General features: G+C 60.4%; 21 protein-coding genes. 14 read left to right on the top strand and 7 right to left on the bottom strand.

The window, feature by feature from the left end:
* Positions 1 to 129: 129 nt before the first annotated feature.
* The 6 genes from IG168_RS06425 (at position 130) to IG168_RS06400 (ending at position 5,557) form a co-directional block, all read left to right on the top strand.
* A complete protein-coding gene (locus tag IG168_RS06425; RefSeq protein WP_193163045.1) occupies positions 130 to 2,034 on the top strand; it encodes a DUF885 domain-containing protein in 1,905 nt (634 codons plus the stop codon).
* A 211-nt stretch (positions 2,035 to 2,245) separates the two neighbouring features.
* The gene (locus IG168_RS06420; protein ID WP_193163043.1) at positions 2,246 to 2,836 is read left to right on the top strand and encodes a hypothetical protein; all 591 of its coding nucleotides are present in this window, start codon (positions 2,246 to 2,248) and stop codon (positions 2,834 to 2,836) included.
* 22 nt (positions 2,837 to 2,858) lie between these two features.
* Positions 2,859 to 3,443, top strand: coding sequence for a TMEM175 family protein (locus IG168_RS06415; RefSeq protein ID WP_193163041.1), 585 nt, complete (start codon positions 2,859 to 2,861; stop codon positions 3,441 to 3,443).
* Between the two features lie 53 nt (positions 3,444 to 3,496).
* Positions 3,497 to 4,240 (top strand): hypothetical protein, encoded by a 744-nt coding sequence (locus IG168_RS06410; protein ID WP_193163039.1) that lies wholly within the window; start codon positions 3,497 to 3,499, stop codon positions 4,238 to 4,240.
* A gap of 132 nt (positions 4,241 to 4,372) precedes the next feature.
* A complete protein-coding gene (locus IG168_RS06405; RefSeq protein WP_193163037.1) occupies positions 4,373 to 4,786 on the top strand; it encodes a low affinity iron permease family protein in 414 nt (137 codons plus the stop codon).
* Between the two features lie 9 nt (positions 4,787 to 4,795).
* A complete protein-coding gene (locus IG168_RS06400) occupies positions 4,796 to 5,557 on the top strand; it encodes a VIT1/CCC1 transporter family protein (RefSeq protein ID WP_193163035.1) in 762 nt (253 codons plus the stop codon).
* Between the two features lie 110 nt (positions 5,558 to 5,667).
* On the opposite strand, the gene IG168_RS06395 is transcribed toward IG168_RS06400, so the two are convergent.
* From IG168_RS06395 to IG168_RS06385, 3 genes are read right to left on the bottom strand one after another with little or no spacing between them, the layout of a single operon-like run.
* Complete coding sequence (locus IG168_RS06395) at positions 5,668 to 6,681, bottom strand: glycosyltransferase family 2 protein (protein WP_193163033.1); 1,014 nt, start codon at positions 6,679 to 6,681, stop codon at positions 5,668 to 5,670.
* A complete protein-coding gene (locus tag IG168_RS06390; protein WP_193163031.1) occupies positions 6,681 to 7,064 on the bottom strand; it encodes a GtrA family protein in 384 nt (127 codons plus the stop codon). Before IG168_RS06390 ends, IG168_RS06395 begins: the two co-directional genes overlap by 1 nt.
* Positions 7,057 to 8,988, bottom strand: a complete 1,932-nt coding sequence (locus IG168_RS06385; RefSeq protein WP_193163029.1) for an NPCBM/NEW2 domain-containing protein — start codon at positions 8,986 to 8,988, stop codon at positions 7,057 to 7,059. Before IG168_RS06385 ends, IG168_RS06390 begins: the two co-directional genes overlap by 8 nt.
* 424 nt (positions 8,989 to 9,412) lie before the next feature.
* On the opposite strand from IG168_RS06385, the gene IG168_RS06380 reads away from it, so the two are divergent.
* Together IG168_RS06380 and IG168_RS06375 are read left to right on the top strand one after the other, a co-directional pair.
* Entirely contained in the window at positions 9,413 to 10,549 is a 1,137-nt protein-coding gene (locus tag IG168_RS06380; RefSeq protein ID WP_193163027.1) for a thiolase family protein, read from the top strand.
* 63 nt (positions 10,550 to 10,612) lie between these two features.
* Positions 10,613 to 11,176, top strand: a complete 564-nt coding sequence (locus IG168_RS06375) for a TetR/AcrR family transcriptional regulator (protein WP_193163025.1) — start codon at positions 10,613 to 10,615, stop codon at positions 11,174 to 11,176.
* 123 nt (positions 11,177 to 11,299) lie between these two features.
* Here IG168_RS06375 and IG168_RS06370 read toward each other — a convergent pair whose 3' ends face one another.
* The gene (locus IG168_RS06370; protein ID WP_226876595.1) at positions 11,300 to 12,394 is read right to left on the bottom strand and encodes a GGDEF domain-containing protein; all 1,095 of its coding nucleotides are present in this window, start codon (positions 12,392 to 12,394) and stop codon (positions 11,300 to 11,302) included.
* A 231-nt stretch (positions 12,395 to 12,625) separates the two neighbouring features.
* On the opposite strand from IG168_RS06370, the gene IG168_RS06365 reads away from it, so the two are divergent.
* On the top strand, positions 12,626 to 13,144 hold the full coding sequence (locus IG168_RS06365) for a macro domain-containing protein (protein WP_193163023.1): 519 nt from the start codon (positions 12,626 to 12,628) through the stop codon (positions 13,142 to 13,144).
* Positions 13,145 to 13,486: 342 nt separating this feature from the next.
* On the opposite strand, the gene IG168_RS06360 is transcribed toward IG168_RS06365, so the two are convergent.
* Positions 13,487 to 13,726, bottom strand: coding sequence for a hypothetical protein (locus tag IG168_RS06360; protein WP_193163021.1), 240 nt, complete (start codon positions 13,724 to 13,726; stop codon positions 13,487 to 13,489).
* A gap of 345 nt (positions 13,727 to 14,071) precedes the next feature.
* On the opposite strand from IG168_RS06360, the gene IG168_RS06355 reads away from it, so the two are divergent.
* Positions 14,072 to 16,603, top strand: coding sequence for a TonB-dependent receptor plug domain-containing protein (locus tag IG168_RS06355; RefSeq protein WP_193163019.1), 2,532 nt, complete (start codon positions 14,072 to 14,074; stop codon positions 16,601 to 16,603).
* A 94-nt stretch (positions 16,604 to 16,697) separates the two neighbouring features.
* On the opposite strand, the gene typA is transcribed toward IG168_RS06355, so the two are convergent.
* Together typA and thiI are read right to left on the bottom strand one after the other, a co-directional pair.
* Positions 16,698 to 18,506 carry a translational GTPase TypA gene (gene typA / locus IG168_RS06350; RefSeq protein WP_193163017.1) on the bottom strand — a complete coding sequence of 603 codons (1,809 nt, stop codon included), beginning with the start codon at positions 18,504 to 18,506 and terminating at the stop codon, positions 16,698 to 16,700.
* Positions 18,507 to 18,735: 229 nt separating this feature from the next.
* Positions 18,736 to 20,208: a tRNA uracil 4-sulfurtransferase ThiI gene (gene thiI / locus IG168_RS06345; RefSeq protein ID WP_193163015.1), complete on the bottom strand. Its 1,473-nt coding sequence runs from the start codon at positions 20,206 to 20,208 to the stop codon at positions 18,736 to 18,738.
* A 370-nt stretch (positions 20,209 to 20,578) separates the two neighbouring features.
* Here thiI and glnA point away from each other — a divergent pair, with 370 nt between their 5' ends.
* From glnA to glnG, 4 genes are all read left to right on the top strand, one after another.
* Complete coding sequence (gene glnA / locus IG168_RS06340) at positions 20,579 to 21,985, top strand: glutamate--ammonia ligase (RefSeq protein WP_193163013.1); 1,407 nt, start codon at positions 20,579 to 20,581, stop codon at positions 21,983 to 21,985.
* A 240-nt stretch (positions 21,986 to 22,225) separates the two neighbouring features.
* Positions 22,226 to 22,918 (top strand): DUF4124 domain-containing protein, encoded by a 693-nt coding sequence (locus tag IG168_RS06335; RefSeq protein WP_193163012.1) that lies wholly within the window; start codon positions 22,226 to 22,228, stop codon positions 22,916 to 22,918.
* Between the two features lie 450 nt (positions 22,919 to 23,368).
* Positions 23,369 to 24,433, top strand: coding sequence for a nitrogen regulation protein NR(II) (glnL, locus tag IG168_RS06330; protein WP_193163010.1), 1,065 nt, complete (start codon positions 23,369 to 23,371; stop codon positions 24,431 to 24,433).
* A 21-nt stretch (positions 24,434 to 24,454) separates the two neighbouring features.
* On the top strand, positions 24,455 to 25,870 hold the full coding sequence (gene glnG / locus IG168_RS06325; protein WP_193163008.1) for a nitrogen regulation protein NR(I): 1,416 nt from the start codon (positions 24,455 to 24,457) through the stop codon (positions 25,868 to 25,870).
* The last annotated feature ends 52 nt before the right edge of the window (positions 25,871 to 25,922 follow it).

Raw genomic sequence — 25,922 nt, 5'->3', positions numbered from 1 at the left:
CTCGTCCCACAATTCCCTCCGCTCGGCGCAATCGCGCCGCGGCGACTGCCTGCCTCAATCGACTCCCGTGCCTTTTCGTGACAAAGTAGCGGGCGATTTTTCCGTATAAAAAATGACCGAGGCACCATAATGCGTATCAAGTTGCCAACTCCCGTGACCCGGGGCCCCCTGATCCCCAGCCTGCTGGCCCTGGCCGTACTCAGCGGCTGCCAGCAGATGACCGAGGTCAGCGCCAACCAGCTGCAACCCGGTAATGTCGCCGCCACAGCCGGCACCCAGAGCGTCGATCAGGCGACGGAAACCAAGCGCCTGAACCAGTGGTTCGACGCGCGCTACGAGGAAGAGCTGCAGTTCAGCCCGATGGAACTGACCGCTCTGGGTCGCAAGGACAAATACGACCAGATCGACGACATGAGCGAGGCCGCCGATGCGCGCGAACTGGCCTGGCAGGCGAAAACCGTCGAAGACCTGAAGAAGAATTTCGACTACGACAAGCTGACCAAGGCCGGCAAAGAATCCTACGACCTGTGGGTTTTCCAGTACAAACAGGCCAAGGCCGCCGAGCCTTTCAAGCGCTATTCCTATTTCGCCGGTGAGCTGGGCGGGCCGGAAGACTCCCTGCCGTCCTTCCTGATCAATTACCACAAGGTGGATTCCGTCGAGGATATGCAAGCGTATATCAAGCGGATCGGCGGTATCAGCCGCGCGATGGGACAGCGCCTCGAGCGCGCCAAACTGTCGGCTGCCGACGGTATCCGCCCGCCGCGCTTCGCCTACGATCTCGCCGGCAAGCGCGCGCACAATGTCATTACCGGTGCCCCCTTCGGTGGCGAGGGCGATTCACCGCTGTACGCCGATGCCAAGGGTAAAATTGAGGCCCTGCAGAAAGCGGGCAAGATCGACCAGGCCAAGGCCGATGCGTTGCTGGCCCAGGTGCGCAAGAGCCTGACCGAGAACTTCAAGCCGTCCTACGATGCCTATATCGCCTGGTTGAAAGCGGATCGCAACAACGCCAGCAAAGAGGCAAAAGGCGTTTCCAGCCTGCCCAACGGCGCGGCTTACTACCAGAACCGCCTGGCCTACTACACCACCCTCGACCTGACCGCCGACCAGGTACACCAGATCGGCCTCGACGAGGTGGCGCGTATCCGCAAGGAAATGGAAACGATCAAGGACCAGGTTGGCTTCAAGGGCAGCCTGCAGGAGTTCTTCAACTTCATCCGCACCGACAAGCAGTTCTACTACCCGAATACCGATGCGGGCCGCGCGGCCTACCTGAAGGAGGTCAGTGGGTTCCTCGACCAGGTCACGCAGAAGCTGCCCGATTATTTCGGCATACTGCCCAAGGCCAAGCTGGAAGTGAAACGCGTAGAGGCTTACCGCGAAGTGGATGGCGGTGCCCAGCACTATCAATCCGGCACTCCGGATGGCTCGCGCCCCGGCGTCTACTACGTGCACATGTCTGACATGGGCAGCAATTCGAAGACCGATATGGAAACCGTTTCCTACCACGAGGGTATCCCCGGTCACCATATGCAGATCTCGATCGCCCAGGAACTGACCGGTATTCCGCAGTTCCGCACCCAGGCACACTTCACGCCGTATATCGAGGGCTGGGCGCTCTACGCCGAGAGCCTGGCGAAGGAGATGGGCCAGTTCCAGGATCCCTACCGGGACTTCGGCCGCCTGACCGCGGAAATGTGGCGAGCCATCCGCCTGGTGGTGGACACAGGTATGCACGCCAAAGGTTGGAGCCAGGAGCAGGCGGTACAGTACTTCCTGGATAACTCCGCGGTGCCGGAAGGCGCGGTGCGTTCGGAAATCCGCCGCTACCTGACCCTGCCGGGCCAGGCGACCTCCTACAAAATCGGCATGCTGAAGATCCTCGAGCTGCGTGAGCACGCGAAACAGGAACTCGGTGACAAGTTCGATATCCGCGGTTTCCACGACACGGTACTCGGCGGCGGCGCTCTGCCCCTGCCGATGCTGGAGACCCGGGTGAACCGCTGGATCGAGCAGGTTAAAAACAGCTGATCCCCCTCCAGTGAGGGCACTGCCGCCGCCTGGCGGCAGTGCCTTTGCAGCCTTCCCCATTTTCTGTGCCTCCCATTCCCCCTGATCCCCCCTGGGTTCGACTTGCCTGTTAAATCGTGGCAATCTCGATCGAGTGCCCACCAGTATCCCGAACGGCCCAACATTGCCTGGCCGGATACTGCCCACCAAAAAAATAACAGGGAGTCAGTCTATGGAAGCCAATATTTACCAGCCACCGGCGGCGGAATTGCAGTCGGAGTCGACTACTACCGCACGTGAATTTTACGTGGTTTCCAAAACGAAATTTCTTGTGCTGATGATCGCTACTTTCGGCATTTATGAAATTTACTGGTTTTACAAAAACTGGAGCCTCTACAAGCGGGCCAACAACGAAGATATGTGGCCGGTCCCGAGGGCCATCTTCGCGATATTCTTTGCCCACTCGCTGTTTCGCTTAATGGATAGCCGCGTGCGGGAAGCGGAAAAAAATATTTCCTGGAATCCGGAATGGATGGGCGCGGTCTATGTGTTGGCAACCCTTGTCAGTACAATCGCGGATCGGATCTCTACAAAGATGCCAGAGTATTCGGTGCTGGATGTTGTCAGTCTCGGGCTCTTGCCATTGATTACCTGGGTACTCTACCGGGCGCAGTCGGTGGCCAACCTCGTTTGCGGTGACCCGGAAGGTAAAAGCAATGCCCAGTTCACAGCAGCCAACTACGCCTGGACTGTTATCGGTGTGGCGGTGTGGGCGCTGATGGGCTTAGTGCTTTACGAGGCCTATACCGGATATTCCGCTTAAAGGGTTTAACGAAGGGTAATCGATGGGAACTAATCGCGTGGAGGCGTTCAGCGACGGCGTTATTGCCATCCTGATCACCATCATGATTCTGGAAATGAAGGTACCCCACGGTGAGACGCTCGATGCTCTGCTGCCGGTTGTGCCGGTGTTTCTGAGCTACATTTTGAGCTTCATCTATTTGGGCATCTACTGGAACAACCACCACCATATGCTCAGCACCTCTGAGCGGGCGACCGGTCCCATCCTCTGGGCAAATCTGCACCTGTTGTTCTGGCTGTCGCTGATTCCATTTACAACGGGCTGGATGGGTGAGAATCACTTCGCTGCCGCGCCGGCAGCGCTTTACGGCATAGTATTGTTGATGGCGTCGGTGGCCTACTGGCTGCTGCAGCATCTGATCATTGCGACCCAGGGGCCAAGCTCAATCCTGAAGCGTGCCATTGGGAGTGACTGGAAGGGACGGCTGTCGCCGCTACTCTATGCCACGGCGATACTCTGTGCGTTTCAGTGGCGCTGGCTGTCCATGAGTTTGTATGTGATCGTGGCGCTGATATGGCTGCTTCCCGACCGGCGTATCGAGAACGTTCTGGCCGACCGGCCGGGGTGATGAAACAAACTTAAAATCACGGAGAGAATTCAGTGACGCTTTGGAAAAAAATAATGATCTGTCTGCTGCTTGTTGTCGCGGTACCGGCACTGGCAGATGGAACACCCACAAAAATCGTCGTGCACGCGCGGGCCAAGGATGCCAAGTTTATTGGTACCTCCATGGGCGGTGCGCTGGTGCGCATTCGCGATGCGGACAGCGGGCGAATTCTCGCCGAAGGCCTGACCAGGGGCAGTACCGGCAATACCGAAAAAATCATGCAGCAGCCACACATGCGCTACGGTTCCATTAGCGAGGGGGCGGCAGAATTCTCCACGACGCTGAATATCAGTGAGCCGGTATTCCTGACAGTGGAAGTGCTCGCACCGCACAGTAAGCGTCAGGCGCAGGTGCTGGCGCAGACCCAGACCTGGCTGGTGCCGGGCAAACCCATCGACGGCGATGGCCTGATTGTCGAAATCCCCGGCATGGTAGTGGATGTGCTGGCACCGCAGACCCACAGCGTCGCGGCCACCGGTGACAGCCCCTTCGAGATACGCGCCAATGTGGTGATGATGTGCGGCTGTCCGCTGACCGCCGGCGGCCTCTGGGATGGGGACAAGCTGGAAGTCGCGGCGATCATCAAAAAGGATGGCCGGCCTCTCAAGACGGTACCGCTCAAGATGCAGGAGCAGGCGAACACCTTTGTCGGTACGCTGCCTTCGGCGGCGCCCGGCGTGTATCAGCTACTGGTCTATGCCTACGATCCGCGCTCGAAGAATACCGGCGTCGACCAGACGACGTTTATTGTTCGCTAGACGGCCTTTGTGTGGCCGGGCTGTCGTGCCCGGCCATATAGCGCCAGCCGGATAGGCAACAAATTGGGGCTATCCTCTTCAGGGCGGCGGCTACCGGAAACGTCCGTCGCCCTGCTTTGAGGAGAGCTGCCAATGCGAAAAATTACCTGGTATTCCCAGGTCGCCAAATCGGCGGCGCATTTTTGCGGTCGCCCACGGGTCTTTGTCACTGCGGTCATGATTATCCTGGTGTGGGGTATCTCCGGACCGCTGTTTCATTTCAGTAATACCTGGCAACTGATCATCAACACCATCACCACCACGGTGACTTTTCTGATGGTGTTCCTGATCCAGAATACCCAGAACAGGGATACCGAGGCGATCCAGCTGAAGCTGGATGAACTGATCCGCGCGACGCAGGGTGCGCACAACGCCCTGCTCGACCTGGAGGAACTGGATGACGACAGTCTGGAGGAATTCCGGCAGCGCTACGAGGCACTCGCCGCCGAGGCCCGGGAAAAACTCCGCCACGGCCAGAAGGACACCGACACACCGGAACCCGGTTAGAGGTACCGCGTGAACTCCAGGGAGCAGGAAAACCTGCAGCGCGAGCACGAACCGGAGAATATTGCCCGCCGCCTGCAGCAGGCACCGCGCGCGCACTCGGTATCGGACTTTGTCCTCGGTGCCATCGACGGCTGCGTCACAACGTTTGCGGTTGTCTCCGGTGCTTTCGGAGCCGGCTTTGCCCCGGTTGTCGTGCTGGTCCTCGGTTTCGCTAACCTGATTGCCGATGGCTTCAGCATGGCCGTGAGCAATTTCGAAGCGGTCAATGCCGAGCGCGATCATGTCGATGCGGTGCGCCGCACGGAAGAGGAACATATTCGTATCGTTCCCGAGGGGGAGCGGGAGGAAATACGCCAGATATTTGCCGGCAAGGGTTTCAGCGGTGAGACGCTGGAAGAGATTGTCGCGACGATCACCGCTGACCGACAGCTGTGGATAGAGACAATGGTCAGCGAGGAATATGGTCTCAGCCCCTCGCGTTACCGTCCCCTGACTTCGGCGTTCGCCACATTTTCCGCCTTCGTTCTGGTCGGCACCGCGCCACTGTTGCCGTTTCTTGTCGACGCCCTTTCGATGACGCTGCAGTTTGCCATCAGCGCCGCACTGGCGGCGGTGATGTTTTTTGTCATCGGTATGTTGAAAAGCCTGGTTTACGCGCAGCCGGTACTGCGCTCGGGCCTGAAGACGTTGCTGCTCGGTGGTGGGGCAGCGGTGCTTGCCTTCCTGACCGGTTATGTACTGCGGCATCTGTTCGGTATCGATGCGGTGTGAGGCCTGGAGGTAGTAGTTTTCTACCGGATTTCAATCAGCTGAGTCATTGCACCGGGTTCGACAATTTCGACAGGAGTCGCGTTGTCTGTAGTCGAAATCCGGAGTGTGTTTCAATTCGATTCCAGTTCCCTATGCTGGTATTTCGCGACCGGTGCCTGCGTTCTGCAAATCTGGTCGATATGGTATTTCGGCCGGCGCTTCACCTCTTCGTAAAGCTTGGCGATGTACTCGCCGATGACCCCCACGCATAACAGTTGTACGCTGCCGATAAACAGCAGCGGCAGAAGTATGGATGCCCAGCCCGGTACCGCGTTGTCGGTAAACAGGCGCGTAACCAGTACCCAGGCGATGACCGCGACCGACAGTGCGCTGGAGACGACGCCGAGCACGGTGATCGCGCGCAGGGGCGCGGTGGAAAATGCGGTGATGCCACTCCACGCCAGGGACAGCATGCGCCGCAGCGGGTATTTGCTGTCACCGGCGGCGCGCACGCGGCGTTCGTATTCCACCTGCGAGGCGGTAAAACCCAGCTCGCGCACCATGCCGCGCAGGAACAGGTTGGCCTCGGGATATTCCAGCAGTGCATCCAGTGCGCGGCGCGACAGCAGGCGGAAGTCGGCGTGGTTGAAAACCAGGTCCACGCCGAGCTTGTGCATGACCTTGTAGTAACCCTCCGCGGTGAAGCGCTTGAAGAAAGTGTCCGTTTGCCGCTCGGTGCGCACGCCGTATACCACTTCGCTGCCGGCGGCGTAGTGCTCCAGCATGGCGGCGATGTTGTCGGCGCCGTCCTGCAGGTCCGCGTCGATACTGACCACGGCATCTTCCACCGTCTGGCTGAGCCCGGCGTGCAGCGCGTTCTGGTGTCCGCGGTTGCGCGACAGGCGGATGGCGACGACGCGCCGATCGTGCGCGGCGATAGCCTCCATCAGCGGCCAGGTGGCGTCGCGGCTGCCGTCGTCCACCAGGTAGATTTTCGATGTCGGTTGAATGCGCCCGCTGCCCTCGAGCTCGTCCATCAGTTGCAGCAATTCGCTACAAGTCTCCTGCAGGATCTCCTCCTCGTTGTAACAGGGCACGACGATGGCGAGCGCGGGTACCTCTATTACTGAATGGCTGCGGGACATTATTCTCTCCGGTAGATCCAGTACTGGTGCAGGACGAAATTGCTGGCGAGGGTGATTGTGGTGGCGATGATCTGCGCAGCCAGGTAGTGCAGCACTGTCTGCAGTGCAGCGAAACTGGCGGTATTGAGTCCGAGCCCGACCAGCGCGACGAGCAGGAAACGGGGCAGCGTCTGCGCGTGCTGGCGCTGGCTGGTAAACGTGAAGTGATAGTTCAGCCAGTAATTGGCGCCGGCGGACAGGCTGAAGGCGGCCGCCGAGGCGAAGACCGGATTCGCGTAGAGTACCTCGATAAACAGGATCAGCAGCCCGTACTGCAACAGTGTTGCACCGCCTCCCACCAGGGCGAAACGCGCGAAGCGCCACTGCAACAGGCGGTCAATCACCGGTGCTTTCCTCCACCTGCATATCTGCGCCCTGAGGTACTGCGGCCAGGAAGTGGGCTGCAGCCCACACGGCGTGATCGTAATTGCGGCTGCCGAGTGGCTGCACCAACAGCGTCAGCGAGTCAGCACCGTCGAGGGGCAACAGCACCTCGCCGGGTTCGCCCCAGGCAAAAGTGCCGCTGTCGTAGGCGGTGGCCCCATCCAGCAACACCTTGAACTGCACCAGGCCGCGGCGGCCGTCGTCGTCATCGAGACCGAAGCGGCTGTAGAAGTAGCGGGCGCCGTCGGGAATGCGGTAGCGGGTTTCACTGGGTGCGTGTACCCCGAGTCCGTGCGCGTAGCGGTGCCCGTGAATTTTAAGGGGCCCGCGATCGACGGTCTTATCCAGCCCCAGCCGCCCCCAGCCCTGGCGGTGGTAGTCGGCGTCCAGCTGACTCAAATACAGCGTGCCGGTGTGCGAGAACTGGTTAGCCAGTGCCTGGCGCTGCCACAGATAGCTGCCGCCGGCACAGCACAGCAGCCCCGCTGCCGTCAGGGCGGCGACGGTCGGGCCATGCGGCGGGAATGCGCGCGGCACCGCTTCACGTCCCCGGTGCCGGCGCAGCGATAACAGCAGCGCGGCCTGGGCCAATAACAGGCCCTCGGCGGGTTTGCGGTAGCGCCCCTCGTTGACGGCGATAGGCAATAACCCTTGCACGAATATCCACGTCAGTAACAGGACCGCCAGCAGGCGCGCGTTACGCAGCCGGCGCCAGTAAAGCGCACTGGCGGCGAACAGCAGCAGCGTCAGAGGCGCCCACAGCCAGCGCATCTGGATATTGATGCGGTCCAGGCTGCGCTCGGTGTTCTTGTCCGGCCAGGAGGCGCCGAAGAACAGGTAGATCAGGTTTTCTCTGGCGATCCACAGGTAGCGGGAAACCGTCAGCGGATACTCGGCCACTGCCCGCTGCCAGTCCTCGCCACCCTGGTCCAGGTCGATGTTGACCTCGGCGGCACCCCGGCGCGCTGTCTGCCATTCCGACAGCGGCTCCAGGGGCTTCTCCCCGGTCGACGGTGAGGCGAACCAGTAATTCCAGCGCTCGCCGCCGCGCCGGTAGTGGATATTGATCTGCTTGTGGCCGGAGCGAGTGTAGATGGAAACCAGCTTGCCGTTGCCATGGGGGGCAAAGATTCCGAGCTCTTGGTAGCCGCGCACAGTCAGCGGGCCGAGGATCAGGCCGAGCAACAACAGCGCGTAGCCGGCCTTGCGCCACTTGTCGCCCTGTTCCAGCCACAGCCAGGTGCAGGTCACTGCCGCCAGTGGGATGGCAATGCCTCGGGTCAGGCCCGCCAGTGCCCACAGCAGTGCCATCAACAGGAAGCTGCGCAATGTCTCTTTGCGCCGGCAACGCCAGCTCGCCCACAGCGCCGCGCCGAGCAGGGGCAGCAGCAGGGTTTCCTGCATGAAATAGCCGTAGATGGCGATCCACGACGGCAGCAGCGACAGCGCCGCCCAGCCAGCCGTGGCGAGCTGTCGGCTCGGCTGCAGTTCCCGCAGGAAGCGATACCAGACCCAGGGGGTGCACAGCGACAGCAGCGCGGTGTAAAAGGCCACCAGCAACGGGTCTTTCAGTGTCAGCTTGCCTAGCACGCCGATATACAGCTGGTAGAGGACCGGGTCGGTGAGCGCCATCGGATCCGCGCGCAGCGCGTCGATGCCCTGCTCCCAGTGGCGCTGCGGATCGCTCCAAAGGTGGTCGACGGGATTGAACTGCAATACGTAATCGATGCGCAGCCAGGCGCCGGCGAGGATCAGTCCGTACAGGATTGCGTACAGGACATTGGTGGAAGTGAGCTGCAGGCTGATTGGCGACAGCCGCGCCGCAATAGCGTCGGTCCAACGGTGGCCGGGAGCGGTGGCGGTTTCCAGCGAGTGGCTGTGCATGGAGTTTGCCCCCGGATTATTGTTGTTGGACTGGCAGTCATTTTAACCACAGGCTCGTATCGGCTGCGTTGAATAGCGCGCCGATTACGCGGCCAGGGCAAGTGTGCTCTTAAACTGGTCCCCGCATTCGCGCCATTGTTGTCCAGTGACTTGGCCGTCAGGTCTTGCCTTGGCAATGCTACAGAATGTTGCGGACGGCGGTGTCAGGTCAGAAGCAGGGCACTGCCTCGAGCCCATCCGCCAGGGCTGCTGGAACCTGGGAGTCAGTTGTCGACCTGGCCTCCTATCACACCGAGTCATCCTTCACTTAATAATATTATGGTTGACATGTAATGCGTTGTTTTGAATTATGGTTGTAATTTAACGGGTGCGGCGGTGTTGATCGACACCATCTCCCCTGTGTATCCGCAAGAGGGTCAAGGCCATGCAATCTATCGTTATCGCAGGTTACAAGCGTTCGCCGTTCCACTTTGCGCGCAAGGGTGCGCTCATTGATGTGCGGCCAGATGATCTGGCTGCGCAGGTATTGCGCGGACTGGTGGAATCCCTGGATCTGAATCCCGCAGAGATTGAAGATGTGATCATGGGCTGTGCCTATCCCGAGGCGGAACAGGGCATGAACGTGGCGCGCATTGCCAGCTTCCGAGCGGGTTTTCCACAGCAGCTCGGTGGCGTCACCATCAATCGTTTTTGCGGATCCTCCATGAGCGCAGTGCACTACGCCTTCGGGCAGATTGCCGCCAGCGCGGGTGAGGCCTTTATCTGCGCCGGCGTCGAATCGATGACGCGTGTGCCGATGGGCGGTTTTAATATCTCACCGAACCCGACACTGCTGGAGTCTTTTCCGCAGGTGTACATGGCGATGGGCCACACCGCCGAAGAGGTGGCGAAACGCTATGCCGTCAGCCGTGGCGAACAGGAAGCGTTTGCGGTTGAATCGCACGCTAAGGCGGCCAGTGCGCGCGAACAGGGCCTGCTGACCGCGGAAATCACCCCAGTAGAAACACCCAGCGGCCCTGTCTTCGAAGACGGTTGCATTCGCCCCGGCACCGATCCGCAAGCGCTGGCACAACTGAAGCCGGCATTCGACGGCACCGTGACTGCAGGCACCGCGTCGCCGCTGACCGATGGCGCTGCCGCACTGTTGGTGTGTACAGAGTCCTTCGCACGCAGTCGCGACCTCGAGATACTCGCGCGTATCAAGGCTGTAGCAGTGGCCGGCTGTGCGCCGGAAATCATGGGAATGGGCCCGGTATACGCCACGCGCAAACTTCTAGAGCGCGCAGGCCTGAATATTGACGATATTGGCCTGATGGAAATCAACGAGGCATTTGCGAGCCAGTCGATCGCCTGCGTGCGGGAGCTGGGGGTGGCTATGGACAGGGTCAACCTGCACGGCGGCGCAACCGCGCTGGGGCACCCGCTTGGCGCCACCGGTGCGCGCATCACCGGCAAAGCGGCAGCGTTATTGCGCGACAGCGGTGAGCGCTACGCGGTGGCGACCCAGTGCATTGCCGGTGGCCAGGGCGTCGCCACGCTGCTCGAACGCGTGGCATTGTAAGCGCAATTTGTCCGCGGTGGATTTGACGTTAAGATGATGGGTAACATCTGAAGCGAGAGACTTATGCGCTATTCCAAAGAGCACAAGGCCCAGACCCGTGAGCGTATCGTCGAGGAGGCGTCGCGGCGATTTCGTCGCGACGGCATCGGCGCCACAGGCCTGCAGGCTTTGATGAAGGCGCTGGGCTTGACCCACGGGGGCTTCTACGCCCACTTCAAATCCAAGGACGAGCTGGTGGAGACGGCACTGCAACACGCCGTGGCAGAGCGCGATACAGCGGTGGACGAGTACATGGCCGGCGAACATCCGCTGGAAACGCTGATCGATCAGTACCTGTCCGGAGCCCATCGTAATCACGCAGAGCAGGGCTGCCCACTTCCCACCATGGCCGCCGAACTGGGGCAGCGCGGCGAGCCCAGCGCGACGACAGATCAGTTGGTGAAAAAACGGCTGCAACAGATTGCCGGTGGCCTCGACGGCGACGATGCCGATGAGCGAAGTATGTTGATACTGGCTGCGATGGTCGGGGCCTTGCAGTTGTCGCGTAGCGTCAAGAGCAAGCGGCTGTCGAACTGCCTGCTCGAAAGCACCGGCCGGTTGTTAGGTGAAATGACGGCAGAGGCTTGAGCCGACTTGCGGAGCGGGAGCTATGCGATACCGATTGCGTGGTTGCGACACCGGGCCGCGGTGCTGCCGGGAATACTCATTCCAATCCTCGGGCTGTGACGGCGGTCTGACTCCAGTTTTTGCTTAAACCGCGACGACCTGGTTCCGCCCACCGTCCTTGGCGCGGTACATGCGCGCATCCGCCTCGGCCAGCAACTGGCCGTGAGTGGCGCTGGCGGGGTCGCCCTCGGCAACGCCGAAGCTGATGGAAACCTTTACCGGCGGGTCGTAGCGCTGGCTCAGTGCCTCGACTTTGTCGCGCAGTTTCTCTCCCAGAATACCGCCGCCCTGCACGTCGGTGTTGGGCAGCAGAATCAGGAACTCCTCACCGCCCCAGCGCGCCACAATGTCATCGGCGCGGGTATTGTCGCGCAGAACCTCGGCGACATCCCGAAGCACACGGTCGCCGAAGGAATGCCCGTGGTTGTCGTTGATGCTTTTGAAATTATCCAGGTCGCCGATCAGCACTGTGTAGCGCCCGGCGAGATGTCGGTTGCGCCGCTCCAGCTCGCTGATTGCGCGGTAGGCCTCGCGGCGATTGGCGAGGCCGGTCAGTGCATCGGTGCTGGCGCGATTTTCGAGTTCCTGTGTCAGCGTTTGCAGCAGTTGCTGGGTCTGGTGGCGGCTGCTGTCGAGCAGGGCGGTGAGCGCAGTCAGAGCACCAAAGACCGCAATAAAGCGCGCCCGATAACCGGTGTCGTATTCCGCAGTGAGACCGGGAAAGTCCGGGTAGAAAAGTACCAGCGCGGTGAGGCCGCCAACGGCCAGCAGCGTCGCGGTGCCGCGCTTGTAACCGTAGAGATTGATAAACCCCGGCACCAGCATTACCGCCCACATCAGCCCGGTATTGTTCACGCCGCCGGACAACAGCAGATAGAAGTACAGAACCAGCAACAATACACCCACGAGAAAGGGCGTTGCGCGACTGGGTCCGACCATGTTGATGGTGATGTAGGCGCCGAGAATCAGTGCAGCCACGCCGAACAGTGTTATGGTCTGCAGAAGGTCGCCACTGGTCAACGCCATTACCGCCATGGCACCGGTAATGGCGAGGCAGAAAATCAGCATGTAGCCGGAGGCCTGGATGCGTCGGCGCAACTCGATCTGGCGCGCTTCTTCCAGTGGGTCGCGGAGAGGAAAATCTTGGTTGAGCCCTGAGTTCATGGGGGTCCTTGTCATTGTGAGCCCATTACCTCCGTTGGACCCGGGCCGCACATCTTTTGGGCGGCTATCATTTATTCTTTACCTATTGCTGACACCGCAACCGCGCGGGTAAAAGTAAAAAGTCCCCAGATTGGCCATTTTAAGTGTGAACGCGGTCGAGGTATCCGGTCAGTATAGGGGGAATCACTGCGGCGCCAAAGTGCCGGACTATAGTTTCATCAGTACAGATACAAAAACGTTGATCCAGTGAGCAATCTGATCCTGACCTCCGGCAATATCCTGACTTTGCGGGCCGATGCGCTGGTCTGCCCGGCGCACAAGCACCTGGTTTGCGGCCGCGGACTCTCGGCGCAGATTTTCGAGCGCGGCGGCGCGGCGCTGGTGGCGGCCTGCGAACAACAGTCGGAATGCGCGGTGGGAGATGCGCGGATTACCCGCGCCTATGGGTTGCCGGTTAAATACCTGTTGCATACGGTGACGCCGCAATGGAGCAGTGGCGACCAGTGGGGCGCCCAGGCAGTGGCGCAGTTGCGACAGTGCTACGAGCGCGTGCTGGATCTGGCGCTGGAGAAAAAAATCTCGAGCGTGCTGTTTCCGGCACTCGGTGCCGGGACCAACCGCTTTCCCCATGTGATTGCCGCCCATCAGGCGCTGGAAGTGCTGCATCGCCGCGCGGGGGAGTTCGACCGGTTGACCGTCTGCCTGCACACACCGGCGGCACTGGCGGAATGGCGGCAAGTGGATCAGCGATTCTTTAGCCGCTGAGGGCCTCCCGCTGGCACCTGGGCAACGGCGCCGTTGTGCGCGTTATGACCCTCTGGCCGCAATGCGAAAATTTTGAAACGCGCAGCAAAACAGCGAGAAAATAATAACAACCAACATTTATCAGGCCCCCGATTCCGATCAGGGGTTATGGCTGTCGGCGTCATCGACGTCATGACAATTACGCATTCGATACCCTGCCCTAAATGTTAGTGGATGGCGGAGTAAAAACGGGCCTCATATTCCTTTTTCTATTTTCTGTAGATCCATCTTTTAGCAATATTCCGACGTTGGCTGCAAAAAATTCGGCCAAGAATTTATTTCCGAAATACTAGATCTCGATCACTACTGCCTTGCCAATACCCTCCTGGATACCACGATCAACTTGTTCTTGCTGGAGCGCAGCGGAAGCGATATCAACACAAACCTGTACACCCGCGCCAGCGGCAACGTATAGAGCAGGTTCTCAGAGAGCGGGATGCCGCGCCACTTCCTGCACCTGCTCAGTTTGGCGATGCGGACTACCGAGTGGCGGTTGTCGTGGCTTGGGGTAAGTTCCGCAAGCGTTGTTTCATCGATACGCATCCCAACCTGCAGCGACTACTGGAATTTTTTCGGGAAGATTCGATTTTTGGGGCGACCGCGCCGCCAGCTGCCTAAGCGTTCAGCGGGATTAGAGTCATTGATTGTCCGCGCGTGGTGCAACTGATTAATTATCCTGACTTTACTGGTTTTCGTGGCTCAACTGATTTTATCGTGAAGTCCGCACCGAGCTTATCGGTAGACTTCGCGATAGTAATGTTTTCCAATCAGTTCGTTCGCAGGGATTATTACTTAATCCATTGCGTTCATCGCGATGATTTAGCTCAATTCTATCTATGCGTCGAAATTTTGCTCCACAAAACAATAAGCGCTAATTGGAGAGATACTATGAAGGTCCAACAAATAGTTACTTCGCTTTCCCTGGCCGCACTGGCCGGCAGCCTGGGAATGCCTGCATTTGCGCAGACTAGCGGCGATGGCAAGGAAGTGATTGAAGAAGTGGTTACCGTGGGTTCCAGAACTAAACCCCGTTCCGTGACAGAATCCCCAGTGCCGGTAGATGTGCTCAATGCGAATGACCTGGCAAAATCGGGCAGCAGCGATATGCTCGATTTGCTGAAGGGCTCGGTTCCATCCTTCAACGTCCACGACCAACCGATTAGCGATGCTGCTTCGATGATCCGCCCGGTTAACATGCGCGGCCTGTCATCTGATTCAACCCTGATTCTGCTGAATGGCAAGCGCCGTCATCGCGCCTCTGTCATTGCCTTCCAGGGTGGCGGTCTGAACGATGGCGCCCAGGGACCGGATATCTCTGTAATTCCCAGCATCGCGCTCAAGCAGGTTGAAGTGCTGCGCGACGGTGCTGCGGCCCAGTACGGTTCAGATGCCATTGCCGGGGTGATGAACTTTGTGCTGAAAGACAATGCCGAGGGTGGTGCTCTGGAAGTCAAAAACGGCGAGTTTTTTGAGGGCGACGGCCAGACTACGACCATGGCGGGCAACTATGGTATGCCCATGACCGATTCAGGATTCCTGAATTTAAGTTTCCAGATGAAGAATGCTGATGCCACCTCTCGTTCGGTGCAGCGCCCGGACGCGCAGGCAATGATCGACGCCGGCAATACCGCTGTGCCGGAACCGGCGCAGATTTGGGGTTCGCCCAAGATCGAAGATGACCTGACCCTGTTTGGCAATTTCGGCATCGACCTGAAAGATGGCAGCGAAATTTACGCGTTTGGCAACTATTCCAACCGCATGGTGGACGGCGGATTCTATTACCGGAACCCGAATGGCCGTGATGGCGTATACACAGACGGACCGGTTCGACTGGTCGGCGCATTGGATGGCAATGCGGCGAGTTGCGATGCCTACCGCACAACGCCACTGGCGGATGGTTCCGATATGGTGACTTCCGGGTTAATGGCTGACGATAACTGCTTCGTCTTCAACAAAATGATCCCCGGTGGTTATACCCCCCGCTTTGTCGGCGACATTACCGACACCTCAATTACCGCGGGTCGTCGCGGCGAGTTTGCCGATGGTTTCATGCAAGGATGGGGTTACGATGTCAGCGGCTCTGTTGGTCGTAACGAGGCGGAATTCGGTCTCAACAACACCATCAACCCGTCGTTTGGCCCGGACAGCAAGCGCAATTTCAATACCGGTGCTTACATCCAGCTGGAAAAGACGCTGAACTTCGACCTGCAAAAGCAGTTCGATACCCTGAGTCTTGCCATGGGTACCGAGTGGCGTGAAGAGTCGTTCCAGATCATCGCTGGTGAAGGCATGTCCTGGCAGGTAGGACCGCTGGCAGAGCAGGGCTTCAATATCGGCTCACACGGATTTGCCGGCTTCTCGATTGATTCCGCAGGCACCGCAGAGCGCAGCAACTACGCGCTCTATGTGGACCTGGAGAACCAGGTCACCGATGACCTGTTGCTGGGCGGTGCAGTGCGCTACGAAAACTTCGATACCTTTGGGGATACCGCGAACTACAAACTGGCCTTTAACTGGCAATTGAGCGACAACATCGCCTGGCGCGGCTCCCACAGTACCGGTTTCCGTGCACCGACCATGGGGCAGGCTTCTGTGGTCAATACCCAGACCTCCATCGTCGGCGGTCAATTGACCCAGGCGCAAACCCTGCCGGCGCCCAAGCTGGGTGAAGCAGAGTTGACGCCGGAGGAGTCGGTTAACTTCGCCACTGGCCTGGTCATTTCAGCAGGCGCTGTCGACCTGACCATCGATGCCTATTACATCGAAGTGGACGACCGCATTGCGCTGACCGATAACGCCGCACCCACCGACGCCCAGCGCGCGGCCATGGCGGCCGCCGGTGTGCCCAATCCGGAGTTGATCGGACAAATCAACTATTTTGCCAATGATTTCGATACCGAAACCTCCGGTGTCGATGTGGTGGCAACCTATGGCGCGGAGCTGTTGGGCGGCGCCACCGATTTCAGCCTGGCCTACAACTGGAATAAGACCGAGGTAATCGGCGGCGATGCCACCTGTGGTGGTGCCTTTGTGAATAACCAGGGCGAGATCTGTAAAGCGGTCCGTCTGGAGCGCGGACTGCCAGAGCATCGCGCTTCCTTCACCATGGCGCAAAACTGGGACAAGGTCAGTGCCTTCGTGCGCGCAAATTACTATGGTGAGTATGTCGGAGTTCACGCCGACTGGTTCGGCGAGCAGCTGGGTTCTGCGTTTACCGTCGATATGGAAGCTACCTTCCAGGCAACACAAGCGATATTCCTGACCGCCGGTGCGTCTAATCTGTTCGATGAAAAGGGCGGAAAGATCGATGGCTCCATCGTTGGCGAACCGGATAACGTGCTGGGTGGTGTGTACTACGAAACCTCGCCCTACGGTATTGGCGGTGGTTTCTATTACCTGAAAGCGAGCTACGAGTTCTAAACCATTCCGCTGTTTGGCGAATAAAAAAAAGCGCCCCGAGGGGCGCTTTTTTTATTTGCGCCCAAAGGGCGCTGGGTGAGCATCCCGCAAAGAATTACTTCTTCGCGCGCTTGCGCATGTTTTCCTGCAGGATCTTCTTGCGGATTCGAATGCTTTCTGGAGTCACTTCCACCAGCTCGTCGTCCTCGATGAACTCCAGCGCCTGCTCCAGGGTGTGACGGATCGGCGGTGACAGGGTCAGCGCGTCGTCGGTACCGGAGGCACGTACGTTGGTGAGCTGCTTGGCCTTGGTGGGGTTTACCACCAGGTCGTTGCCGCGGGAGTGAATGCCGATCACCTGGCCTTCATACACTTCTTCACCGTGGCCCAGGAACAGGCGACCGCGATCCTGCAGGGCGAACAGGCCGTAGGCCAGGGTTTTGCCCTTGGTCATGGAGACCAGCACACCGTTGATGCGCTTGGCAACGTCGCCCACCTTCACCGGACCGTAGTGGTCGAAGATGCTGGTCATGATGCCGGAGCCGCTGGTGATGGTCAGGAACTGCGAGCGGAAGCCGATCATGCCGCGGGACGGCACAATAAAGGTCAGGCGCACGCGGCCCTTGCCATCCGGTTCCATGTTGGTCAGGTCGGCCTTGCGCAGACCCAGCTCTTCCATGATCGGGCCCTGGTGCTGCTCTTCGACGTCGATCACCACCTGCTCATAGGGCTCCTGAATCTCGCCGTCGACGATTTTCTGGACCACTTCCGGGCGGGATACGCCCAATTCGAAACCTTCGCGACGCATGGATTCGATCAATACGGACAGATGCAGCTCGCCGCGCCCGGAAACCTTGAATTTGTCCGGAGAATCGCCCTGCTCCACGCGCAGTGCGACGTTGTGGATCAGCTCCTGGTCCAGGCGATCCTTGATATTGCGCGAGGTTACGTACTTGCCTTCCTTGCCCGCGAACGGTGAATCGTTGACCTGGAAGGTCATGCTCACGGTGGGTTCGTCCACGCTCAGGGCAGGCAGTGCCTCGGGGTTTTCCGGGTCGCACAGGGTGTCGGAAATGTTCAGTTCACCCACGCCGGTAATACAGACGATGTCGCCGGCGCTGGCCTGTTCCACTTCCACGCGCTCCAGGCCCAGGTAACCCATGACCTGCAGGACCTTGGCCTTGCGCTTGTTCTCTTCGCGGTCGAGGACCACCACCTGCTGGTTCGGCTTCAGGGTGCCGCGGGTGATACGGCCGACACCGATGACGCCTACGTAGCTGTTGTAGTCCAGTGCAGAAATCTGCATCTGGAAGGGGCCGCTCTGGTCGACCTGAGGCGGAGAAACCTTGTCGACGATCATCTGGAACAGCGGGGTCATGTCGGCCGCCATGTCGGTGTAGTCGAGGCCGGCGATGCCGTTCAGGGCGGAGGCGTAGACCACCGGGAAGTCCAGCTGCTCGTCGGTGGCGCCGAGGCTGTCGAACAGGTCGAATACCTGGTCCATGACCCAGTCCGGGCGTGCGCCCGGGCGGTCGATCTTGTTGATGACGACGATCGGATTCAGGCCCTGCTCGAAGGCTTTCTGGGTCACAAAGCGGGTCTGTGGCATGGGGCCATCCACCGCGTCGACCAGCAGCAGTACCGAGTCCACCATGGACAGTACGCGCTCCACCTCACCGCCGAAGTCGGCGTGCCCGGGGGTGTCGACGATATTGATGCGGTAGTCGTTCCAGCGAATGGCGGTGTTCTTGGCCAGAATGGTGATGCCGCGCTCACGCTCCTGGTCATTGGAGTCCATCACCCGCTCGGCGCCCTCATCGCGGCGGTCCAGGGTGCCGGACTGGGACAGCAGTTTGTCCACCAGGGTGGTTTTGCCGTGGTCGACGTGGGCGATGATCGCAATATTGCGCAAGTTGTCTATCACTGGATGCCTCTAGGGGTAAATCGCGAAGTCGTGTGTAAGTCGCGGGAAATCTAAGGGGGCGGGGGCTGACGGGCAGCGGCACTCCGGCCAAAGGCGGCGATTATAGTGGCGAAGCGTGACAACTGCGAGCGGAAATTGCATAAAAAATGACCAGAATCACCCCTTTTGACGGTAGAGGTGATGTCCGGAGCTGTCCCGGCGCCGTGAGGCAGCGAATGCGGCCCGCCGGTCAGTCGGGCTGGTGGGGCTTGTGCGGGCGGAAGACGCCCACGTTGCGGTAGCCCTCATCGAGCAGATGGGAGGCGTGCAGCTTGCTCATGACGCCGCGGGCGCAGTACAGGAGGTAGTGCTTGTCCTTGTCCAGCTTGGCGAATGCCGTGCTCAGGCGGTAGAACGGGATTGTCTCCACGTCGGCGCCCTCCAGTTCCAGCGGATCCACCTCCTCCTCGGTGGGGTGGCGGATATCGATGATCACGGCGTCGCCGGGTTCCGCGCTGATTTCCACCGGGGGCGCGTCTTCCTGTAGATCCTCCATTACCTGGTCGATATTCTGCAGCGCGCGGTTGCTGATGGCCCGGTCGAGGACGGCGAAATCGAAGTGGCTCTCCTCCTCCTCGACCCGCTCGCGGCGAGCGCGGGTGGTGGGCTTGACCGAGATCACGCCGCAGTACTCGGGCATGTTCGCGGCGAACTCCTCGGTGCCGATCGCGCGCGAGGTGCGGATGATGTCGGTCTTGTCGCTGGTGATCAGCGGGCGCAGCACCAGGGTGTCGGTGACGCTGTCGATCACGGCGAGGTTTTTCAGGGTCTGGCTGGATACCTGCGCGATTGCCTCGCCGGTCACCACCGCGTCCACCTCCAGCTCGTTAGCAATGGCGGTGGCGGCGCGCAACATCATGCGCTTCAGGATCACGCCCATATGGGAGTCGTCGACGTTTTCCAGGATCTCCGCAACGACCTCGTCAAACGGCACCGTGACGAAGCGCACCCGGTGGGAGGCGCCGTAGCGGTTCCACAGGTAGTAGGACACCTCTTTGACACCCAGCTCGTGCTGGCGCCCGCCCAGGTTGAAGAACAGGAAGTGCGTACGGATGCCGCGCTTCATGGTCAGGTAGCTGGCCACGGTGGAGTCGAAGCCGCCGGATACCAGGGACAGAACCGGATCCTGGGTGCCCAGCGGGAAGCCGCCGAGGCCCTGGTGCAGCTGCTCGATGATGTTCAGCTTGTCGTGGCGGATCTCCAGCTTGACGGTGATATCCGGGTTTTTCAGCTTCACGCCCTTGGCGTCGGTGTGCTGGTTCAGGCCGCCGCCGACGTACTGCTCCACGTCGAGGGACTGGAAGTCGTGCTTGCCGGTGCGCTTCACGCGCACACAGAAGGTCTTGCCGGTGAGCTTGTCACCCCAGAACTCGCGGGTTTTCTGGTAGATGTCATCCATGTCGCCGAGGGGGAACTGGCGCACGCGGGCGAAATTGGCGATACCCGGCGTGTGCGACAGCACTTCTTCGATGCGGTCCGACAGGTGCGCGACGGCGTCCGGCGCGATCACGTCAATTTTCTCCCAGTCCTTCTGTACCTTGATGCGGTCGTCCACCTGTCTCAGCAGGCTGCGCAGGTTGTCGGCGAGCTGCCGCGACATGCGCTTGCGCACCGGATTGCTCTTGATGGTGATTTCGGGGAAGAACTTGACGACAAAGTGCATGGGAATCCGTGAGCTACCGCAGATTGATGGAAAGCACGGCATTATAAACTAGGAGTTGCCGAGTTGGTCGTGCACTTGTTTTGTGCGCCACCGGCCGAATGTGTGCCATTTTGGTGCGCACCTTGGTGGCCGATGGGCCACTTTACATCTATTCTGCTCCCGGCGGTGCCGCGCTTCGGTGCGTGCGCCCCGCATAGCGCGATTCTGCGCCACTGCCCCAATTTGGCACACTCCTTGCTTTATCATGGATTAATAGAGGTCGTCAGCAGCGCAGAGCATCGGGCTGCCGGATCACTAAGAAAGAAAGAGTACACGCCACCTTAACAGGGCTGTAGCGAACACATTACTTTTCAAGACCTGGAGGACAGCAATGTCAGCGAAAACGCTCGGTTTGATTAAAGAGAGTGAAGCCAAGTGGATAGACCTGCGCTTCACCGATTCCAAAGGTAAAGAGCAGCACGTTTCCATTCCGACTTCGGAAGTTGACGGCGAGTTCTTCGAAGAAGGCAAGATGTTCGACGGCTCCTCCATCGCCGGCTGGAAGGGCATCAACGAATCCGACATGATCCTGATGCCGGACGATGAAACTGCCGTTCTGGATCCGTTCACCGACGAGAGCACCGTGATCATCCGCTGTAACATCGTCGAGCCGTCCACCGGCCAGGGTTACGAGCGCGATCCGCGTTCCATCGCCCAGCGCGCCGAAGATTACCTGAAGTCCACCGGCCTGGGTGACACTGCCCTGTTCGGCCCGGAACCCGAATTCTTCGTGTTCGACGACATTACCTGGGGCGCGGAAATGGGTGGCGCCTTCTACAAGATCAACTCCGAGGAAGCGGCCTGGTCCTCCGGCGCCAGCTACGCCGAAGGCAACATGGGTCACCGCCCGGGCGTTAAAGGCGGTTACTTCCCGGTTCCGCCGGTCGACTCCCTGCACGACGTGCGCGCCGCCATGTGTTCCGCCATGGAGCAGATGGGTCTCGTTATCGAAGTACATCACCACGAAGTGGGTACTGCCGGCCAGTGTGAAATCGGCGTTGGCGCCAACACCCTGGTGAAGAAGGCGGACGAAGTACAGATCCTGAAGTACTGCGTACACAACGTGGCGCACGCCTACGGCAAGACCGCCACCTTCATGCCCAAGCCGCTGGTAGGTGACAACGGTTCCGGTATGCACGTGCACCAGTCCTTCAGCAAGGACGGCGTGAACCAGTTTGCCGGCGACGCCTACGCGGGCCTGTCTGAAACTGCCCTGTACTACATCGGCGGTATCATCAAGCACGCGCGCGCCCTGAACGCCTTCACCAACGCTTCCACCAACTCCTACAAGCGTCTGGTACCGGGCTTCGAAGCACCGGTTATCCTGGCCTACTCTGCGCGCAACCGTTCCGCCTCCATCCGTATCCCGTACGTGGCGAGCCCGAAAGGCAAGCGCATCGAAGCGCGCTTCCCGGATCCGACCGCCAACCCGTACCTGGCGTTCGCCGCCATGCTGATGGCCGGCCTCGACGGTATCAAGAACAAGATCCACCCGGGGGATCCGGCGGACAAGGACCTGTACGACCTGCCGGCGGAAGAGCTGGCCGAGTACCCGACCGTTGCCTCCAGCCTGGAAATGGCTCTGGACGCGCTGGACGCGGACCGCGCCTTCCTGACCGAAGGCGGTGTGTTCTCCGACGACGCCATCGATGCCTACATTGACCTGAAGCGTGAAGAAGTTGAGCGTCTGCAGATGACCACGCACCCGGTAGAGTTCGAACTCTACTACTCTTGCTAATCGCCGTCGGCGATTCCGCCCAGATGCAGCCGGTGCCTTCGTGACACCGTTCGCAACTGGCAGCAAAAGCCCGCCCCGTAAGGTGCGGGCTTTTTTATTGGGGTTAAACTGATGCGGCCGGCGTCCGCGGCTTGCCGCCCGACACCGCCGCCGGCGGCGCAATATCCGGGCTAGCCTTTTATTGGTAGGCTATCGTCAATTCCCTGAGCAGGAGCGGCCCGGGGCCGCGAAAGAGATGCGATGAAATTCCGAAAACTGTTCGCAGTGATTTTGTGTGTGGCACCGCTGGCTGCCGTGGCCGGCGACGACGGTTACGTCGACGACGCGGCAAAGCAGCCCGACAGCGGCGGACACACCATCTACAAATCGGTGGGCCCGGACGGCAGTATCGTATTCAGCGACACACCGCCGAAGGGCGGCAAGGTGGAAAAAGTCCACGTCGGGCCGACCAATGTGCAGCCGATTGCACTGCCGCGGCCCCTGCCGGTGCGCAAACTGTCGCCGAAGAAGAAAAGCCCGAAGCAGGACCAGTACCAGGGACCGTTTAGTATCGCCATCGTCAGCCCGCAGGATGGCGCCACCATTCCCCCGGGGCAGCGTTTTATCGCGCTGCAGGTGTCGGTGGATCCGGTGCCGCAGGACGGCTACCGCTTCTATGCCGTGGTCGATGGCCAGCCCTGGCAGGGCGGCTCTGCCGGCACCAGCCTGGACATCTCCGCGCTGGAGCGCGGCAGCCACAGCGTGCAGGCGGTCCTGACCGATATGAGTGGCAACACCGTGCTGGCGCAGTCGCAGCCGGTCACCGTTTACGTGAAGCGCCCCGGTGGCACCATCCCGGACAACCCCGCTCCCCGCGCTACCCCCGCACCCAAGGCGCCAGTGGCGCCGGGTATCAACCCGCCGAAAAAGTCGCGCACTGGCTACAACGGCTGATTTCTCTACGGTTCGCGCCTTCGGGCGCGGTCCGCAACCACCCTCCTCCCGAATTCATGCTGGTCTTTTTCTGATCAACGCACCACAATGGTGCATCAATGGCTAGTGCGAATCAGGTCTGCCTTGCGATGGCTCATGGAGTGCCAATGACCGTCGCGAGGTGCCGCAGCCTGCCCCGGCAGGGTTCGGTCTGAACGGCCCCGGCGGCTTCCCGCCGTCGATCTGGCGGTGCGCCGCGCGGGCTCCGCCCCGTTCGGGGTCAGCCAAACCCGAGTAAATGTGCCCCCGGCACTTTTGTGCGCCATTTTGGTTTGCTTCTTGCACTGTGCTTAACAGACGCCTTTACAGGCCTTAACAGTTCGACGGCAGAAGGCCGCGCCGTGGCGCCGCAGGTGGGGAAACCACCGCCGCGGATCGCGCAGGCTGCCGAATGACACCGGAACGAAACAGATGCTCAACGATCGCCAGTTGCGCCAGTTGCTGGATAGCCTGACCTCCGCGGTTCTGGTACTGGATGACAGCTTGCTGCTCTGCTACCTGAACTCCGCCGCCGAGGATCTGCTCGCCGCGTCGAGTGCGCGGGTCAGCGGCCAGCCGCTCGCCGACGTGGTGCGGGAATCTGCCGCTGCCGAAAAGGCGATGCGCAATGCCCTGGCCAGCGGCCAGAAGTACACGGTGCGCCGCGCCAGCTGGCGCCTGCACAACATGGAAACGCGCACGGTGGATTACTCGGTGAGCCCGGTGCCGGAGCTGGGTTTGCTGCTGCTGGAAGTGCAGTCGATGGATCGGCTGTTGCGCATCGCGCGCGAGGACGCGCTGATCAGCGCGCAGGAAACCACGCGCAACCTGGTGCGCGGCATGGCGCACGAAGTGAAGAATCCCCTCGGCGGTATCCGCGGCGCGGCGCAGTTGCTGCAGCGGGAGCTGCCGGACGAGGAACTGGCGGAATACACGCAGATCATCATTGCCGAGGCCGATCGCCTGCGCAATCTGGTGGATCGCCTGCTGGGCCCGCACAAGCCGGCCAAGATGCAGCCCACCAACGTGCACGAAATTCTGGAGCGGGTGGCGCAACTGATCGACGCCGAGTGCGAGGGCGAACTGAAAATCCGTCGCGACTACGACCCGTCGATACCGGAATTCCCTGCCGACAGTGAACAGCTGATCCAGGCGCTGCTGAATATTGCGCGCAACGCCATGCAGGCCATCGACGAGAGTATCGGCTTCAAGGCTGGCGAGATCGTCCTGCGCACACGTATCCAGCGCCAGTTCACCATCGGCCGGCACACCTGTTCGCTGGTGTGCCGCATCGAGATCGAAGACAACGGCCCGGGCATTCCCGAGGACATCCGCGAGCGGATTTTCTATCCGATGATTTCCGGGCGCGCCGAGGGCTCCGGGCTGGGCCTGTCGATTTCGCAGAACATCATCAATCAACACCGCGGCCTGATCAAATGCGACAGCCGCGCCGGGCAGAGTGTCTTCCAGGTTTATCTGCCGCTGGTTAAAGAATAACGGGATACGGGAAACTGCAGCATGAACAATCGCGTATGGATTATTGACGACGACCGCTCGATCCGCTGGGTGCTGGAGCGGGCGTTGAACCGTGCCGGTATCGAGACCAAGTGTTTTGAAAACGGCGATCGCGCGCTGGACGATTTTTACAGCGACTCGCCCGATGTGGTGATCAGCGATATCCGCATGCCGGGCGCCGATGGCTTCAAGTTGTTGCAGCGCTTCCAGTCGGAGCGCCCCGCGCTGCCGATCATCATCATGACTGCGCACTCGGATCTCGACAGCGCCGTCGCCGCCTATCAGGGTGGCGCCTTTGAATACCTGCCCAAGCCGTTCGATGTGGACGAGGCAGTGGCGGTCACCCGCCGCGCCCTGGCCCACGCCAGCGAGCAGCAGGGCGAAGAACCTGTCACCATCGACAGCGGCAACGGCAGCAAGGAAATCATCGGCGAGGCGCCGGCGATGCAGGAGGTGTTCCGCGCGATCGGTCGCCTGTCCCACTCCAATATCACTGTCCTGATCAACGGCGAATCCGGTACCGGTAAGGAGCTGGTCGCGCAGGCATTGCACAACCACAGCCCGCGCAAGAGCAAGCCGTTTATTGCCCTGAACATGGCCGCGATTCCCAAGGACCTGATGGAATCCGAGCTGTTCGGCCACGAGAAAGGCGCCTTTACCGGTGCCAGCGCCCAGCGCGCCGGCCGCTTCGAGCAGGCCGACGGCGGTACCCTGTTCCTGGACGAGATCGGCGATATGCCGGCGGAAACCCAGACGCGCCTGCTGCGCGTTCTCGCCGACGGTGAGTTCTACCGCGTCGGTGGCCACACGCCGGTGAAAGTGGACGTGCGTATCATCGCCGCCACGCACCAGGACCTGGAGCGCCTGGTCGAAGAGCACAAATTCCGCGAAGACCTGTTTCACCGCCTCAACGTCATCCGCATCCATATCCCGCGTCTCGCCGACCGCCGCGAAGATATTCCGCGCCTGGTGCGTCACTTCTTCAACAGCGCCGCCAAGGACCTGGGGGTGGAGCCGAAAATCCTGCTCAAGGAAACCGAGGAATACCTGTCGGGCCTCGACTGGCCCGGCAACGTGCGTCAGTTGGAAAATACCTGTCGCTGGATCACCGTCATGGCCTCCGGTCGCGAAGTGCATGTCGAAGACCTGCCTCAGGAATTGCATCAGCAGGGCGCCAGCAGCGAAACGCCGCAGGACTGGCAGAAGGCCCTGCGCCTGTGGGCCGACCAGGCGCTGGCCAACGGGCGCCGGGAAATTCTCAGCGAAGCCGTGCCCGCCTTCGAGCGCGCGCTGATCGAAATCGCCCTCAAGCACACCGCCGGCCGCAAGCGCGACGCCGCCGAACTGCTCGGCTGGGGACGCAATACGCTCACGCGTAAGCTCAAGGAGCTGGGCATGAACGGCGGCGAGGCTGACTGATCGCGGGCCGCACCCCGGTTAATGCGCCGCTGGCCCCCGAGAATTACTGACT

The organism is Microbulbifer hainanensis, assembly GCF_014904735.1.
In the GTDB taxonomy this organism is placed as follows: domain Bacteria; phylum Pseudomonadota; class Gammaproteobacteria; order Pseudomonadales; family Cellvibrionaceae; genus Microbulbifer; species Microbulbifer hainanensis.
Note: the sequence above shows the minus strand (reverse complement) of the source record. Positions and strands in the feature narration are given on the sequence as shown.